General features: G+C 62.2%; 16 protein-coding genes. 6 read left to right on the forward strand and 10 right to left on the reverse strand.

Features of this window, described 5'->3' with window-relative positions; translation table 11 throughout:
- Nucleotides 1–47: 47 nt before the first annotated feature.
- The gene (locus tag HJB84_RS22185; protein WP_221116905.1) at nucleotides 48–530 is read left to right on the forward strand and encodes an Lrp/AsnC family transcriptional regulator; all 483 of its coding nucleotides are present in this window, start codon (nucleotides 48–50) and stop codon (nucleotides 528–530) included.
- A gap of 52 nt (nucleotides 531–582) precedes the next feature.
- Here the strand turns inward: HJB84_RS22185 and HJB84_RS22190 are convergent, their stop codons facing one another.
- Genes HJB84_RS22190 through thrC form a run of 4 tightly spaced genes read right to left on the reverse strand, consistent with a single transcriptional unit; the run spans nucleotide 583 to nucleotide 6,859 of the window.
- Nucleotides 583–3,495: a sensor domain-containing phosphodiesterase gene (locus HJB84_RS22190; RefSeq protein ID WP_207583238.1), complete on the reverse strand. Its 2,913-nt coding sequence runs from the start codon at nucleotides 3,493–3,495 to the stop codon at nucleotides 583–585.
- Nucleotides 3,492–4,106, reverse strand: a complete 615-nt coding sequence (locus HJB84_RS22195) for a GNAT family N-acetyltransferase (protein ID WP_207583239.1) — start codon at nucleotides 4,104–4,106, stop codon at nucleotides 3,492–3,494. Before HJB84_RS22195 ends, HJB84_RS22190 begins: the two co-directional genes overlap by 4 nt.
- A gap of 26 nt (nucleotides 4,107–4,132) precedes the next feature.
- Nucleotides 4,133–5,431 (reverse strand): pitrilysin family protein, encoded by a 1,299-nt coding sequence (locus HJB84_RS22200; protein ID WP_207583240.1) that lies wholly within the window; start codon nucleotides 5,429–5,431, stop codon nucleotides 4,133–4,135.
- Between the two features lie 3 nt (nucleotides 5,432–5,434).
- The gene (gene thrC, locus HJB84_RS22205) at nucleotides 5,435–6,859 is read right to left on the reverse strand and encodes a threonine synthase (protein ID WP_207583241.1); all 1,425 of its coding nucleotides are present in this window, start codon (nucleotides 6,857–6,859) and stop codon (nucleotides 5,435–5,437) included.
- A gap of 276 nt (nucleotides 6,860–7,135) precedes the next feature.
- On the opposite strand from thrC, the gene HJB84_RS22210 reads away from it, so the two are divergent.
- A complete protein-coding gene (locus HJB84_RS22210) occupies nucleotides 7,136–7,777 on the forward strand; it encodes a hypothetical protein (RefSeq protein WP_221116988.1) in 642 nt (213 codons plus the stop codon).
- Nucleotides 7,778–7,972: 195 nt separating this feature from the next.
- Here HJB84_RS22210 and HJB84_RS22215 read toward each other — a convergent pair whose 3' ends face one another.
- From HJB84_RS22215 to HJB84_RS33650, 5 genes are all read right to left on the reverse strand, one after another.
- Nucleotides 7,973–8,662, reverse strand: coding sequence for an HAD family hydrolase (locus tag HJB84_RS22215; protein WP_221116906.1), 690 nt, complete (start codon nucleotides 8,660–8,662; stop codon nucleotides 7,973–7,975).
- 163 nt (nucleotides 8,663–8,825) lie between these two features.
- On the reverse strand, nucleotides 8,826–10,652 hold the full coding sequence (locus tag HJB84_RS22220; protein WP_221116907.1) for a methyl-accepting chemotaxis protein: 1,827 nt from the start codon (nucleotides 10,650–10,652) through the stop codon (nucleotides 8,826–8,828).
- 231 nt (nucleotides 10,653–10,883) lie between these two features.
- Nucleotides 10,884–11,327 (reverse strand): hypothetical protein, encoded by a 444-nt coding sequence (locus HJB84_RS22225; RefSeq protein WP_221116908.1) that lies wholly within the window; start codon nucleotides 11,325–11,327, stop codon nucleotides 10,884–10,886.
- Between the two features lie 9 nt (nucleotides 11,328–11,336).
- On the reverse strand, nucleotides 11,337–11,681 hold the full coding sequence (locus tag HJB84_RS33645) for a hypothetical protein (protein WP_246762719.1): 345 nt from the start codon (nucleotides 11,679–11,681) through the stop codon (nucleotides 11,337–11,339).
- 51 nt (nucleotides 11,682–11,732) lie between these two features.
- Nucleotides 11,733–12,305 carry a hypothetical protein gene (locus HJB84_RS33650; protein ID WP_259671147.1) on the reverse strand — a complete coding sequence of 191 codons (573 nt, stop codon included), beginning with the start codon at nucleotides 12,303–12,305 and terminating at the stop codon, nucleotides 11,733–11,735.
- 284 nt (nucleotides 12,306–12,589) lie between these two features.
- Between HJB84_RS33650 and HJB84_RS33655 the strand changes: the two genes are divergently transcribed.
- On the forward strand, nucleotides 12,590–12,805 hold the full coding sequence (locus HJB84_RS33655; RefSeq protein WP_246762721.1) for a hypothetical protein: 216 nt from the start codon (nucleotides 12,590–12,592) through the stop codon (nucleotides 12,803–12,805).
- A 304-nt stretch (nucleotides 12,806–13,109) separates the two neighbouring features.
- The gene (locus HJB84_RS22235) at nucleotides 13,110–13,532 is read left to right on the forward strand and encodes a hypothetical protein (protein ID WP_221116910.1); all 423 of its coding nucleotides are present in this window, start codon (nucleotides 13,110–13,112) and stop codon (nucleotides 13,530–13,532) included.
- Between the two features lie 143 nt (nucleotides 13,533–13,675).
- Here the strand turns inward: HJB84_RS22235 and HJB84_RS22240 are convergent, their stop codons facing one another.
- Nucleotides 13,676–14,569, reverse strand: coding sequence for a LysR family transcriptional regulator (locus HJB84_RS22240; protein WP_221116911.1), 894 nt, complete (start codon nucleotides 14,567–14,569; stop codon nucleotides 13,676–13,678).
- A 220-nt stretch (nucleotides 14,570–14,789) separates the two neighbouring features.
- Here HJB84_RS22240 and HJB84_RS22245 point away from each other — a divergent pair, with 220 nt between their 5' ends.
- A complete protein-coding gene (locus tag HJB84_RS22245) occupies nucleotides 14,790–15,524 on the forward strand; it encodes an SDR family NAD(P)-dependent oxidoreductase (RefSeq protein WP_221116912.1) in 735 nt (244 codons plus the stop codon).
- A gap of 76 nt (nucleotides 15,525–15,600) precedes the next feature.
- The gene (locus HJB84_RS22250; protein ID WP_221116913.1) at nucleotides 15,601–16,200 is read left to right on the forward strand and encodes an NADPH-dependent F420 reductase; all 600 of its coding nucleotides are present in this window, start codon (nucleotides 15,601–15,603) and stop codon (nucleotides 16,198–16,200) included.
- Nucleotides 16,201–16,310 lie beyond the last annotated feature (110 nt).

Below are 16,310 nucleotides of genomic sequence, written 5' to 3' on the forward strand. Positions count from 1 at the left end.
CTGTATTTTGGCGTCGGTTTTGCAATTTTGTTTCGTTGGGGCCTGTTTTGAGCCGACCAGTAAATTCCCTCTTGGATGCGTTCGACCACAAGATCCTGGCGATCCTGCAGAGGGACAATACCACGCCGCAACGGACGATCGGTGAAGCCGTCGGCCTGTCTGCGCCTGCCGTCCAGCGCCGGATCAAACGGATGGCGCAGGAGGGGGTCATCCAGGCAAACGTCGCCGTTCTCGACCCCACGGCACTTGGCCAATCGATCACCATCTTCGTGGAGGTGGAGGTTATCAGCGAAACTGCAAAACAGATCGAACAGGCAAAAAGCCAGTTCGCCGCCGCGCCGGAAATCCAGCAGTGTTACTACGTCACCGGCGAGGCAGATTTCATTCTGGTCATCGTCGTCCCCTCAATGGCCGACTACGAGGCGCTGACGCGGCGGCTGTTTTTCGGCAACAACAACGTCAAGCGCTTCCGGACATTCGTCGCGATGGATCGGGTGAAGGTCGGTCTCAGCGTTCCTATTGAGCGGTGAGACCGGCCGTCGTCAGTTAGGCCGACCGGTCTGAAACCATCCTGTTCTAAGATCACGCCCGCTTGGTCAGCGGAAACCGCTCCCGCAGCAGCCGCAGCACCGATTCCGAAGCGATCGGCGGCCCGAACAGATAACTTTGCCCGTAGTTGCAGCCCATCTTGGCGAGCTCGATCGCATCCTCGTTGGATTCGATCCCCTCGGCCACCACCTTCATTTCAAGTTCGCGCGCCATGGCGATCACCGATCTGAGCACGGTCGCCTTCTTGTCGCTGCCGTCGCGCACCAGGGCCTTGTCGAGCTTGATCATGTCGAAGGGAAAACGGGTGAGATAGGCGAGCGAGGAATAGCCGGTGCCGAAATCGTCGAGTGCCAGGCCGATGCCGGCTTCCTTCAGCTTCTGCAGCACGAGCCGGGCCTGTTCCGGATTTTCCATCACCATGGACTCCGTCAGTTCGAGCTTGAGGCGCGAGGGCTGGCAATGCGTCTTGGCAAGAACCGAACGCACGTCGTCATAAAGCTCGTTGTTGAGCAGCTGCACGCTCGACAGATTGATCGACACGAAGATCGGCAATTCGCCGGTCAGTTGCTGCCAGCTCATCAGATCGTTGGTCGCCTGTTCGAGCGCGAACATGCCGAGCGCGCCGATGAGATCGGAGGCCTCGGCGATCGGGATGAATTCGGAGGGCGGGATGTTGCCGCGTTTGGGATGTTCCCAGCGCATCAATGCCTCGAAACCGGCGACCTCGACATCCTCAAGCCGGGCGATCGGCTGGTAGACCATCGACAATTCCTTGCGCTCGATGGCGCGGCGCAGATCCGTTTCCAGCTGCAGCCGGTCGGTGCCGAAGTCGCGGAAGGCCGGCTGGAATGGCTCGACACGGTTGCCGCCGGCCCGTTTTGCCCGGTACATGGCAAGCTCTGCGTCGCTGAGCAGGCCGGTGGCGCTCTCCTGACGGTCTACCCAGGAGGTCAGTCCGATCGAGGCCGTCAGGATGATCTCGCGGTTGGCGAAGTTGATCGGCACCATGATCGCCTTGCTGATCGCATCGGCGAAATCGGCGACCTTGGTCGGATTGTGCTCGGAAACCAGGATCAGGCCGAACTGGTCGCCGGCCAGCCGCGCCAGCGTGTCCTGCGGTTTCAACAGCCGGCGCAGGCGCCGCGTCAGCGCGATGAGGATATTGTCGCCGGCAGCGACCCCGAGCGAATCATTGACCAGCTTGTAGCGGTCGATGTCGATCACCATCACCGTGGGCTTGAGCGTATCGCCGCCCGGCGCCAGCGCCAGGACCGACTGCAGCCGGTCGAGGAACACCTGCCGGTTCGGCAGCCCGGTCAGATTGTCGTGCAGCGCATCGTGCAGCAGCCGTTCGACGGAGTTCTTCTGCTCGGTCACGTCGACGATCGTGCCGACGCAACGGATGATTTCGCCGTTGGAGCCGAGCACCGGCCGGGCGCGGATCAACAGCCAGTGGAAATGCCCGTCCTCGGCGCGGATGCGGAACTCGTGGTTCAGCCGGCCGCGCCGGTGTTCGAGCAGCACGTCGAGCGTGGCGCGGAAGCGGTCGCGGTCATCGGGATGCAGCCGCGGCAGCCAGTTGCGCGCTGCGCCATGCATGGTGCCGGGGGAAAGGCCGAGCTTGGTCGAGACGTCGGGAATGGTGACGACGCGGTCGCGCGCCACGTCCCAATCCCACACCATGTCGCCGGATCCGGTCAGCGCCAGCGATTGCCGCTCAAGATCGGAAAACAGCCCCTGCTGGAAGGCGCCGCCGGCAAAAGCATGCTGCATGACGGTGAAGCCGATCAGAAGCACGATGAGCACCAGGCCGCCGCCGAGTGCCGGCTGGATGATGTCGTTGTCGAGCCGCCCGGTGACCGTCATCCATGCCCCGAACAGCCAGACGAGCGTCAGCGCCCAGGCCGGCACCAGGAGGATGGCGCGGTCGTAGCGATTGAAGCCGAGATAGATGATCAGCAGCAGCCCGGTCGCCGCCGTCAGCGCGAAGGAAAGCCTGGCGATGCCGGCGGCAATCGACGGATCGTAGATCGCCACGCCGAAGAGCAGGGCAAGGCCGAGCACCCAGGCAAGCGTCGCGTAGCCGAGATGCGCATGCCAGCGGTTGAGGTTGAGATAGGTAAATAGGAAGATGACGAAACTGGAGGCGAGCGCCACTTCCGCGCAGGCGCGCCATATTCGCTGGTCGGCGGAGGCGACGCTGATCAGTTTGCCGAGAAAACCGAAGTCGACGCAGATATAGCCGAGCACCGCCCAGGCGAGTGCGGCGGTCGCCGGCAGCATCGAAGTGCCCTTGACGACGAAGAGGATGGTCAGGAACACCGCCAGCAGGCCGGCAATGCCGAGCACGATGCCGCGATAGAGCGTGAAGGCGTTGATCGTGTCCTTGTAGGCGTTCGGTTCCCAGAGATAGATCTGCGGCAGCTCCGGCGTCGACAGCTCGGCAACGAAGGTGATGACGGCGCCGGGGTTCAGCGTAATGCGGAAGACGTCGGCCTCGTCGCTCGGCTGCCGATCGAGCGCAAAACCTTCGCTCGGCGTGATGGCGCTGATGCGCTGCGAGCCGAGATCCGGCCAGAACAGCTTGGAATTGACCAGACGGAAATGCGGCGCGACGATGACGCGTTCGAGCTGTTCCTCCGAAACATTGGCAAGCGCAAACACCGCCCAGTCACCTTGGTGGTTCTCCGAGCTTGCCCTGACCTCGATGCGGCGGCGGATACCGTCGGCGCCGGCAGCCGTCGAAACCTGAAAGGCCTCGCCCTGATTGACGTAGATTTCGGTCGTCGCGGTCAGGTCGAGCGCGGTGTCGTCACGGGAAATCTTCACCGGTTCGGCCGCCTGGGCAGCGCCCGCCACCAAGGCGAAGACTGCCAGGAAAAGGGCTGCGATCACCGCGATCATTCGTCCGGACGGTGACTTGGGCAGCATGCGGTCTCTGGTCATCGGCTGTCGGGTTTCCTGCCGTTATCCGTATCGGTGGCGAGACGTGAAAACATCACATGGTCATGCCACTGACCGTTGATCTTCAAATATCCGCGCAAATAACCCTCCTGCTGAAACCCGGCCTTTTCAAGCAGGCGGATGCTGCGCGCGTTATCTGGAATACAGGCTGCTTCGATACGGTGCAACTCAAGCCCGGCGAAGATGTAAGGAATAACCAATTGCAGGGCGGCGAACATATGCCCCTGGCCGGCATGGCGTTCGCCCATCCAGTAGCCGATCATGCAGCTTTGTGCCGCACCCCGCCTGATATAGCCGATGGTGACGCCTCCGACGAGGGTGTGGTTCTCCTTGAGGAAAATGAACAGCGGCACCGCTTGGCCCGAGGCATATTCCTGCTTGCCGCGGATGACGCGGGCGCGGTAGGCGCCCTCCGTCAGCTCGTCGCGCCGCCAGGTCGGCTCCCAGGGTTCCAGGAACTTGCGGCTTTCGGCGCGCAGCCGGTGCCATTGGTTGAAATCCTGATAGCGCGGCAGGCGCAGCAGATATCTGTCGTTCTCCAGCTCCACCGCTTCCGGTTGCCGCGACAGAAACCGAAACACCGATTTTGGCATCGATCACTCCCGGCAGGACGAACGGCTCAGCGGCCGGCCTGCATCGTCTTCGGTGCCGGGACCGAAAGCGAAGCGGTGATGTCTTCCATCGGTGCGAGCTGGTCCAGCGGTCCGATCGCCGAAAGCGTCGGCACCGTGTCGTAGAACAGCCGGCCGGCGAGATCCGTCAGCCGCTCGATGGTGATGCCCTCAAGCCGTTCCATCATCTCCGGATTGGAGATCGGCCGGCCGTAAAGCATCATCTGCCTGGCGATCTGGCCGGCGCGCGACGCCGGGCTTTCCTGGCCCATCAGCAATTGGGCGCGGATCTGGGCGCGGGCGCGCTCGATTTCCTTCTGGTGGATCTGATCGGCGGATTTGTGCAGCTCGTCGATGATGACGGGCACCAACTGCGGCAGGTTTTCGCCGCCGGTCGCGGCATGAATGCCGAAGATGCCGGTGTCGGAAAAGCCCCAGTGGAAGGCATAGACCGAATAACAGAGGCCGCGGAACTCGCGCACTTCCTGGAACAGCCTGGAGGACATGCCGCCGCCGAGGATATTGGCAAGGATCTGGGAGCAGTAGAAATCGCGGGCGTGGTAGGGTTTGCCCTCGAAGCCGAGCAGGATCTGGGCGTCCATCAGGTCGCGCGGTTCGCGCACGCTGCCGCCGATATAACGCGCCGCTTCCATGACCGGCGGCGCCGAAGGCTCGCTCGGCAGGCTGGCGAAACGATCCTCGACCATCCGCAGGAATTCGTCGTGTTCGACGGCGCCGGTGGCGACGATGAACATGCGATCGGTCGTGTAGTTGCGGCCGAGATAGCCGCGGATCTGCTGCGGCGTGAAGGAGACGACGGTCTCCGGCGTGCCGAGGATAGCCCGGCCGAGCGTCTGGTCGCGATAGGCGACTTCGGAGAACCGGTCGAACACCACGTCGTCGGGCGTGTCGTTGGCGGCATTGATCTCCTGCAGGATTACCTGCTTCTCACGCTCCAGCTCCTCCTCCTCGAAGGCCGATTCCGTCAGGATGTCGGCAAGGATATCGACGGCGAGCGGCACGTGGTCCTTGAGGACGCGGGCGTAATAAGAGGTCGTCTCGGTCGACGTCGCGGCGTTGACCTCGCCGCCGACATCCTCGATTTCCTCCGCGATCTGGCGGGCCGTGCGGCGCCCCGTGCCTTTGAAGGCCATGTGTTCGAGCAGGTGGGCGATGCCGTGCTCGTCTGCCGTCTCGTTACGCGATCCCGATTTGATCCAGACTCCGAGCGCAACGCTTTCAAGGTGCGGCATGGTTTCTGTCACTACTGTCAGCCCGGATTTCAGCCGGGTGCACTCAACTGTCATTGGCTATCTTTCTGCGCCTGCCGTCGTCTTGTCGCGGGCATGTCTGCCGATAAAGCTTTCTACGGCTTTGAGCTCCGGTTCGATGATCTGGAAGCGCTCCTCCCTGTGCATCAGATCAGCAAGCCACGTCGGAAGCGCCGGGTCAATACCGCAGGCCGATTTTACGGCGGCGGGGAATTTCGCCGGATGCGCGGTCGAAAGCGTCACCATCGGCGTATTCGGCTTTTCCTTCTTCTTGGCAACGAAGACGCCGATCGCCGAATGCGGATCAAGCAGATAACCGGTCTCGGCATGGATCGTACGGATCGTCTCGGCCACCTGCTTCTCGCTGGCGCGGCCGGCGCGGAAGTCGCGGCGGATCGCCTTCAGCGCTTGCGCGCCGATCTCGAAACCGTTGGATTGCTTGAGGCTTTCCATTGCCGCGCGCACCTTCGAGGCGTCGCGGTCATAGGCTTCGAACAGCAGCCGTTCGAAGTTCGACGAGATCTGGATGTCCATCGACGGCGAGCTCGTCGCCTTGACCGCCTTCATGTCGTAGCGGCCGGTCTTCAGCATCCGTTCCAGGATGTCGTTTTCGTTGGTGGCGATCACCAGCCGGTCGATCGGCAGGCCCATGCGCTTGGCGCAGTAGCCGGCGAAGATATCGCCGAAATTGCCGGTGGGCACCGTGAACGAGATCTTCCGGTCCGGCCCGCCGAGTGCGACCGCCGCCGTGAAATAATAGACGATCTGGGCCATGATGCGCGCCCAGTTGATCGAGTTGACACCGGAGAGGCCGACCTTGTCGCGGAACGCCGCGTCGTTGAACATCGCCTTCACCAGGTTTTGGCAATCGTCGAAATTGCCCTCGACGGCAAGCGCATGCACATTTGCTGAAGACGAGGTGGTCATCTGCCGCTGCTGCACCGGCGAGACCTTGCCATGCGGGAAGAGGATGAAGATGTCGGTGCGCTCGCGGCCGGCAAAAGCGTCGATCGCCGCACCGCCGGTATCGCCCGAGGTGGCGCCGACGATCGTCGCCCGTTCGCCGCGCTTTTCCAGCGCATAATCCATCAGCCGGGCCAGCAGCTGCATCGCCACGTCCTTGAAGGCGAGCGTCGTGCCGTGGAACAGCTCCATGACGAAGCTGTTCGGTCCGGTCTGGACGAGCGGCGCGATCGCCGGATGGCGGAAGGTGCCGTAGGCCTCGTCGATCATCGCCCGGAAGGTCGCCTCGGGGATCTCGCCATTGGTGAAGGGCGACAGGATGGTGAAGGCGATCTCCTGGTAGCTCTTGCCGCGCAGCGCCCGGATCTGTTTTTTGGAGAAGCTCGGAAATTCACGGGGAACATAGAGCCCGCCGTCGCGCGCCAGCCCGGTCAGCAGGGCGTCGCAAAAGCCGAGGGCAGGGGCCTCGCCGCGGGTCGAGATATAGTCCACGTTCGTCATCCTTGATCTATCGCTGGAGGAAATCCGGTCGGGCTGAGCGGTGGCCCGCACTGCCGGAAACCGGGCCCGGAAATCGAGAAGGGGCTGCCTTCAGGCCATACCATCGCCGTTATCTTGTTGAAGTTGCCCGCATCCGGCGGCGAAAAGTGCATCAAAACGGCGCGTACCCAATCGATTTTTGTTTTCGCCGCTGATATAGACCATCGCAAACCGTCGTGAAAGGCCTCACGGAAAAGACCTGGGGCCTCCAAGAAACGCTTGTACAAAGGGTGGAACATAGTGCTCGGCAAGGTCTCGCGTCTCATTATCTCAGCTTCCCTCCTTGCCCTGCTCGCCGGCTGCGATACGCTCGGCACCGGTGGTGACAGCAAGTCGGCGCCGACGCAGCCGAACGGCACCGCCCAGATCATGCCGCTGGCACCGGCCAACCCATCCTCGAACAATCCTTCGATCGGCACGGCCACGACGGCACAGGGCGCTGTCGCCCCCGTCGTCCAGGGCGCCTGCCCGCAGATCTTCATGCGCGACCAGGATGCGATCTTCCGCACTTATGCCAAGGGCAAGAAGGATGATCCGCAGCAGATCGTTTTCCAGGCCTCGTTCGGCGATTACACTCGCCAGTGCTCGCTGAGCGACACGAACCTGACGATGACCGTCGTTGCCCAGCTGCGCCTGATCACCGGCCCGGCCGGCGCCCCCGGCCCGGTGACGCTGCCGATCCGCGTCACCGTCGTCGACGGCGAGACGGTGCTCTATTCCGAAGTCACCAAATTCCCGACCGAGATTCCGGCGGGCGCACCGGGCACCCAGGTGATCTTCCGCAAGGACGGCATCAAGATGCCGGTCGGCTCCGGCGCGCTGGTGCGTGTCAACATCGGCTTCGACACCCAGCCGGCCAAGACCAAGAAGAACAGCTAAAGCGATATCGGCGACCGGGGCCGGATGCCCCACTTTGCCTCATTCCTGTGCTTGTCACAGGAATCCAGCCACGGCGCGTCGGCGCCGTGAATGACTCTGATGCGATGAAGCCGTTCTCCCGCGCCCAAGCACTTGGGCGCACTGGATTCCTGTGACCAGCACAGCAATGAGGGGGAGAGGCTCAGCGCCCAGACTTTAGAGAACGTTGTCCCAGGCGGCCAGGGCGGCGACGACGCCCGGCAGGTCGTTCATGCGGGAGATCGCCGTTTCGGCGCCGGCATCCGTCAGTTTGTCGGCATGGGCGGGATAGCTGTGCGAGGCACCGGTGAAGCCGATGACCCGCATGCCGGCGGCGCGCGCCGCATGCACGCCATGCACGGAATCCTCGACGACGACCACCTTGTCCGGCGACACGCCCATCTGGCTTGCGCCGTGCAGGAAGACGTCGGGTTTCGGCTTGGCGCGGTCGGGGCCGAGATCCTTGGCGGAGAAGATATTGGGCGCAAACAGCGGCTTCAGCCCCACCTTGCCCAGCATCATGTCGAGCCGCTTGCTGCTCGAATTCGAGCAGATGCAGCGCTTCATCGGCAGCCTGGAGACGGCGAATTCGACGCCTGGAATGGCCTTGACGTCGGCGGCCAGCCTGAGGTCGAGCATCTGCTCGGACTTTTCGAGCAGCGAGGCCGAAAACGGAATGCTCGCCTCACGCTCGATCTGCAGCAGGATGTTGCGCCATGTCATGCCGGCGAAGCGTTCGCCCATTTCCTCGACGCTGATCGGATATCCGGCCTCCGTCAGAAGCGCGGATTCAACCTCCGCGGCGATGATTTCCGAATCGACGAGAACGCCGTCGCAGTCGAAGATGATGAGGTCGAAGCCGTCCATATGTTCACGCCTTGCTGGAAGTCTGGGCTGGAAGTCCGGATCCTGTCTGGGAATGCTGCGGCTCTACACGAAGCCCGGCCAAAGCTCAACCGGATCCCAAGCATGGCTGCGATGCGGCAAGCGACCGGCTCCGTGGTCGCTGCCGAATCGCCTCGTCAGGCCGTCAGGCCGCCAGCTGCCCAGCCCGTCGTCCGGACTGCGTCGAAGCGGTCGCACGCAGCTTGAACCGGGAAACGAGTTCACGCAGCCTGGCGGCTTCCTGAGCCAGATGACCGGACGCGGCCGTCGATTGCTCGACCATCGCGGCGTTCTGCTGGGTCACCTGGTCCATCGAGTTGACGGCGGTATTGACCTCGGCAAGGCCGGTCGACTGTTCTCTTGCCGATACGGCAATGGCATCCATGTGCTGGTTGATGCGGGCGATCTGCTCGCTGATGGCGCTCAGGACCTGGCTGGTGTCGAGAACCAGTTTGACGCCGCTTTCGACTTCCACCGACGATTTCTGGATGTGGCCTTTGATTTCCTTTGCCGCCTGAGCCGAGCGCTGGGCGAGTTCGCGGACTTCCTGGGCCACCACTGCAAAGCCCTTGCCGGCATCGCCGGCGCGCGCAGCTTCGACGCCGGCGTTCAGCGCCAGCAGGTTGGTCTGGAATGCGATCTCGTCGATTACGCCGATAATGCTGGAGATCTGCTGCGACGAGGCCTCGATGCGGCGCATGGCTTCTTCGGCATGGGACACGACCTCGGAAGATTTGGCGGCATTGCGGTTTGCATCGGTCGCCTCGGTGCGCGCCTCGTCGGTCCGCTTGCTGGAGTTCGAGACATTGGCGGTGATCTGGTCGAGCGCTGCTGCGGTTTCTTCGAGAGAGGCTGCCTGCTGTTCGGTGCGTTTCGACAGATCACCGGCTCCGGACGCGATTTCCCTGGTGCCTTCGTCGATCGCCGCAATGGCAGCGGCGATGGCGCCGAGGGTTTGATCGAGCTGCCGGATCGACATGTTGAAATCATGCCGGAGGCCCTCGAAATCAGGTGCGAACGGTTCTTCGATCTGGAAGGCGAGATCGCCTGAGGCAAGCCGCTTCAGACCTGCGGCAAGGCCCGATGTCGCCGCCCGCAGCCGCTCGGCAGCATCCTCCTCAGCCTGCTTGCGGGCCGTGACCCTTTCGGTTTCGCCCTGCAATCGAGCCGCCGCGGCGTCCTGCTCCAATTGCTTGTTGGCAATCGCTGCCTGGCGGAAGATTTCGACAGCCGATGCCATCGTGCCGATTTCATCGGAGCGGCCAATGCCGGTGCAGGCAATGGCCGTGTCACCATCGGCGAGCTTCTGCATATCGCTGGAAAGCGCCAGGATCGGCTTGGAAACAGTCTTGCGGGTCAGGAAATAGAGGCCAATGGCGAACAACGCGGCCGCGGCCAGAAGCGCCTTCAGAACGATATCGACCGAGGCTTTGATGTCGGCGCTGCGCTTGGAAATGTCATCCGATACAGCGGTGATCTGGTCCCCGGCCTGTTCCATCGCCGTTTCCAATGTCGAGAACTGCTGCATGAAGTCCGGCAATGCCTTCAACGCGGCCGACGGATCCTTGCCGGCAAGGTCGACCATCTTCGTGGCGCTGTCGACATAGACGAGAAGGGGACGTTCGATGCCGGAAAGGACCGTTTTCGTTTGTCCATCGGAGACAAGAGCCTTGTTGGCGTCAATCATCTCCCGGAACGATGCCTCGTGCTCCACCAGATCCGCCTTTACCGCGGCTGGGTCGATGCCGGCTGCCGGGTTCGACGCCAGCAAGGCGGCGAGCACGTCGGCGCGCAACGCGTCATGCATCATATCGGCTTGCATGTGATTGCGCAGGATTTGCGCCGACTGGGCGACATCGGTGCTGTTTGCCGAGAGGGTGGAGGCAGACCAGATGCCGACCTCGGTGGCGCCGCCCGCCAGGGCGAATATCGCAACGCTTGCCATGATGATCTTGTTTTGGATCGACGCCATATCCGGGCTCTCACGTTAATGTAGAACCTGAGAATATCGGAACATGCTTAATGATTTCTCAGCGAGACGCCGTTAAGCCGCGTAAAAACAACGGGTTGTATTCTTTGCTTCATTCGATGAGCAGTTGAATGCTCTGGCCGATCGTGCAGGGGAGGAGCGCTTCAAGCACCGGGCGCCATTCGTGCCGAGGCAAAGGGCCCGCCCTTGTTCGGGTGAGCGAGCCCATCTAACCTACTGTTGCGGCAGGACGATCTTCTGATTGGTGGTATTTTTGACCGGTTTCTCGCCGGGCACATGCGACATCGTACGGGTTGTGCTTTCCAAGGCGCTGCCGTCGGTGCTGGTCTTTGTGCGGGACTTGCTGAAAGTTCCCTTGTCGACGGCCTGGGCCTTGGTCTGCGCCTTGAGCTTGTCGCCGTTGTCGTTGACATGCGTCTTGCTTTGCGCCTTTCCGTCGACGGTGGCCGCACTTCCTCCCGATCCGATTGAAGAGGTCGTGCCGCCGTCGGTCTGGCAGGTGCCTGCGGTGCCGAGCGAGCTTGCCGACGTGCCGCCGGCTGAAGCGCTTCCGCCCGTGCCGACCGTCCCGGCCGCTTTGCAATCCTGCGCAAGGCCGGCAGAGGTCGATGCCAGCAAGACGATCGACGCTGCTGCGATAAGGTTGATGTGTTTCATGGCCGTCTCCTATTTCGCCGGTTTCGTCAATGAGCAGGTTCCGTCGGACCGTTTGGTGATGACGGTGCCGTCAGGCCTGGTGATGCTTGCCGTCGAAAAGCTGTCGACGCTTCCCGATCCCGCCGAGGATCCGGCGGAGGCCGAGGACGAAGAAGAGCCGGCCGAGCCGCCGCCGGTCGTCGTCGATGACGACACGTGCCCGTTGCCCGCCGTCACCGTGGTGGACATGTCCCCCGCCTGCGACTGGACGATGGTGCATGTCGTTCCGTCGTCGAGCTTGATCTCCTCGGACAGGGTCTGCCCGGCGATCAAGGTGAGCGAAGCGGTCAGTGCGATCGTGGAAAATTGGGTCATTGGTTTTCTCCAAGGGATTGGCCGACGCCGCCAGGGCGCCGGCCGACATCATCAGCAGCCATGGCTGCCGGTGGCGTCCTTCTTGACCTGGCCGGGTGCACAGCCCTTCTTGCCCTTGCTGTCGTGCGAGGTTCCGGCTGCACTGCCGCCGGTGCCGACGGTGCTGCCGGTCTTGTCACCGTCCGCAGACGACGCGCCGGTTCCGACACTCGAGGCTGAGTTCGCATCGCCGGAGCCCGCGGCGGAACCGCCGGTGCCGACCGAGCTGCTGGATGTGCCGCCGCCGGCCGACGACCCGCCGGTTCCGAGCGTTGAAGCAGAGCCGGAGCCGGAGCCTGAGCCGGAAGCCGAACCGCCGGTGCCGACGGTGCTGCTCGAGGTGCCGCCGCCAGCCGACGAGGCGCCGGTGCCGACCGTCGAGGACGAGCCGGAATTGCAGTTGGTTGCGCCGGCAGGGCAGGTGCCTCCGGCAGAGCTGCCACCAGTACCGATCGTGCTGCTCGCAGTTCCGCCGCCGGCCGACGAACCGCCGGTGCCGACAGTGCTTGACGATTGAGCAAAGCCGGAAACGGCCGTACCGGCCAGAAAGGCCGCTGCCAAGGCGAGATGTGTTACCTTCATCATTGTGTATTCCTCCGTTTGATTTTCAGCTCTGTCACATCCGGAGCGGAAGGAGAGCTGCCTGACAAACTTCGGTCACACCCCACTGTTCCGGCCTTAGGCCCTCAGTCGGAGGGGCGCCAGACCTTGGTCCGAGCTCAACGGCACGGGTTTCGATCGCGCGTCATGGGACACTTTCCCGTCCGTCCGGCTGGTCGGAACACCAGTATTTCCAGGCTGGCGCGACACGACCCTCATTGCCGGCTCGCGGCCCTGAGCGTACCATGCAGGGCAATAGGAGAGGAACCATGAGGCTGTCAGCTCTTGTTCGATCGGCGGCAGCCGTCGCGCTGCTATTTGCCTTCACATCCACCGACGTCACCGCTAAGGGCGGGAAGCACCACAGAAGCTGTGCAGAGCTGCAGGCGATGATGGATCATGGCCTGACCGGCGGAAAACATGCAGGGGATGGGCCCGAAAAGAGGGCCAAGGTCGAAAGGAAGATGAGGAAGAAAGGCTGTTAGAGCCTTTCCTGGTTAGATTGAAGCATGGTGCTGAGTAGCCTACGAGCCGGCGACCAATGCCGACTGCCAGCCAACCTCTATTGCCGAAGCCAAGACAATTCGACCAGGACGTGCGCGACAGGCTGTTACCTCAAGCGAGGCGGGTGCGAGATCGATGAAATCCGCGTGATCACCGGCTCGACACAGCCCCGGGACTACCTTTGGCATTCTCCTGCACTAGATGGCGCTCGGGGAAGAGGACGCCACCGCCGCTATGGGAAGAGGAGAGGCGGCATGCCAAGGAACGGACCAAGAGGAAGACTGCATGACGATCGAGGATATCATCGAAACCCTGGAAAAGACCGATATGCCCGACGGCCGGATCGACGCCTTCATCACCTGCGCCTTTTTGTTGAAGCAATTCCGGCCGGCCGAGCCGAACGATTTCGACGGTCCCTACGACTACATGCCGAGCAGCATCAGGTCGCAGCACGGCTTCCTGATGGCGCGGCCCTTCACTCACGACGTCAATCACGCCATCGATCTCTGCCGGGAAGTCCGGCCGGATGCGGTCTGGCACCTGGCCCGCGGCCGCCAGACATCTGACGATTGGCTTTACGGCGCGCAGCTGCGCGAGATCGAGGAAGGCGAAAACGTGCTGGGTGAAGCCGAAAGCAATCACGCCGCACTGGCGCTCACTCTCGCGGCGCTGCGGGCGCATGTGCGCCAGCAGGATCGGGTCCGGTGAGAGGATGTCGGGAAACATATGCTAAGCGTCCCGACCATCGACTGATGCCATATTAAGCGGTTTCGGCGAATGACTCGTCAACCTCAAACATTGGGCAAAGTGGTCGAGATTCGTCGCTGCTTATGGAATGTGGACGATAGATTTTACCGAGACTTGTCACCTGCAAGAACACCCGCATGAGCACGCAGTCTCTCTGATATGTACTCCGTGAACAAGCGGACACGCTTGGTCTTTCGCGTCTCGCCCTGTGTCAGCACCCAGAGCGTTCCATGGGGACCGAGACCTGTGCCAGGAACTCTGACGAGCAGCGGCTCAGCATCTCCAACGAAGCTGGGAAGCGCCGAAATCCCTAGGCCAAGGCGCAACGCTTCGAGATGCGCTGCATCTTCTGGAACTCGGAACGGGGCTCCGGTAATTTCGACGGCATCGCCATAGGCCCACTCGGGCACGCCCTCTACGTTTTTCGTTATCCACCTGATGTGGCCCGAATTGCCGGCCGTCCAAGCCGCGAGCAGGTCGCGAGACATATAGACACCTACGGAGAGGTCTGGGCCTTTCACGCCGTGAAGGTTCTGTGGCAGCGAATTGCGGTCAAAAACGACTCTCAAGGCCACGTCGGCTTCGCGATTTGTCAGGTTCACATTTTCTAAAGAGGACTGGATCTCCATTTCGATTTCGGGGTGCTGTCGCATAAAAGCGGCAAAGTCAGGCATTAACAAATGTGTCGCTAGCGTGGGCGCCATTGTGACTCGCAGGGGACCACGCACGCCTTGATCACGGCCGGACACGCGGCTCACCAACAGATGAGAAGAAGCCTCCATCTGTTCCGCAAACTCTTGCACCTGTTTGCCAGCTTCAGTGAGGCGATAGCCCGCCGGCAGTTTTTCGAACATCTGCGAGCGGAGCCGGGCTTCAAGCTGGGCGATGCGCCTTAGCACCGTCGTGTGATTGACTTCGAGGTGGTCGGCGGCGGCGCGGACAGAACCGTGTCGTGCCACAGCGAGAAAATATCGAATGTCGTCCCAATCGATCGTCATGGTGTTCCTGGCCAACTCGTAATGCTGATGTCGTGAGGCGGTGCAATTAGCGTCATTCATATAAAGCAGTCGGTGTAATTATGCACCACGCTTGTGCATCTTTCTACACTGACAGCGCTGCTCTCAGCATCCTACCTGCATGGCGTACAAGGCGGGTCGGTGCGCTGCCCCCTCAAGCATTTCTCCGGCTTCCGACCAGTTCCAACAAAGGATGCACAACATGACTAGACTGAATGGAAAGACCGCCGTCATCACCGGAGGCGCTACCGGCATCGGCCTCGCCGCCGCAAAGCGCTTCATCGAGGAAGGCGCGTTCGTCTTCATCTTCGGCCGCCGTCAGGAAGCGCTCGACGCCGCTGTGGCAAACCTCGGGCCTAATGCCCGCGCGGTGATGGGTTCGGTTTCCGATACGGCTGACCTCGACCGACTTTACGCAGCGGTGAAGGCTGAGCGCGGGACCCTCGACATCGTCTTCGCCAATGCCGGGGCGGGAAGCCAGCTTGCGCTTGGCAAGATCACCGCCGAGCACATTGAGGAAACCTTCGACACCAATGTGAAGGGTACGATCTTCACGGTCCAGAAGGCGCTGCCGCTGATGGGCGAGGGCGGTTCGATCATCCTGACCGGATCGAGCGCCGGCACCACGGGCGCCGCGGGGATGACAGCCTACAGCGCGAGCAAGGCGGCGGTGCGCAACCTGGCACGGACCTGGGCGGAGGACCTGAAAGGCACCGGCATCCGGGTCAACGTGCTGTCGCCCGGGGCGACGGCGACCGAACTCGCAAAGGAAGCGTTAGGCGAGGAGGGCCAGAAGGTTTTCGCCTCGATGACGCCGCTCCAGCGTATGGCCGATCCGGCGGAGATCGGAGCGGTGGCCGCCTTTCTCGCGTCATCGGACAGCAGCTTCATGACCGCCAGCGAAGTTGCCGTCGACGGCGGCCTAGCACAACTCTGACGCACTACGCCCGGCCGGGCGCTCCATTCGATCGTTCGGAGCGCCGGAGGCGCGTGATAACCCAAGGAGAATATATATGAGCTACGCAATTATCGGCTTCGGCAATGTCGGCCAGGCTCTGGCCAAGGCGTTTGCCCGTAGAGGTATCGAAGTATCCGTTGCAGCCACGCGCGACCCGGAAAGCTTTGCTTCCGCTGCGGCCGCGATCGGACCCACCATCATTCCCACAAAACTGGCGGAAGCGGTCAAGGCGGACATCATCTTTTTGGCTGTCCGTTTCGAGTCGCACCCGGATGTCGCAAAGGCACTCCCCACCTGGCAGGGGAAGACGATCGTCGATCTAACAAATGCCTACGGCGTGCCTCCTGAGGAACTGGGAGGACAGCCTTCTTCCAAGTTCGTCGCGCAGGCCTTCACTGGTGGACGACTGGTCAAGGGCTTCAACCATTTGGCCGCTGCCGTCCTTGACCAAGATCCGGCCGTACATGGTGGCAGGAGAGTTGTGTTCCTGGCGAGCGACGATGACGACGCCGCAATGGAGATTGGTGCGCTTGCGGAAAGTCTCGGTTTTGCGCCGATCAAACTTGGCGGGCTTTCGGAAGGTGGACTGCTCGTGCAGGCGCGCGGAAAGAGCTGGGGTCAACTGATCTTTAAGGACCTGGTCAAGTTCGACTGACCAATCAGGATCGCAAATTTTGATGCGATCCTGCCTCGTGGGTCACAACGTGTCCGCCTGGCTCGGACACAATTCCACGTAAGGAAAACGGAGAGATACGATGGGCATCG

It is taken from the genome of Rhizobium sp. NZLR1b, from assembly GCF_019685155.1.
GTDB lineage: Bacteria > Pseudomonadota > Alphaproteobacteria > Rhizobiales > Rhizobiaceae > Rhizobium.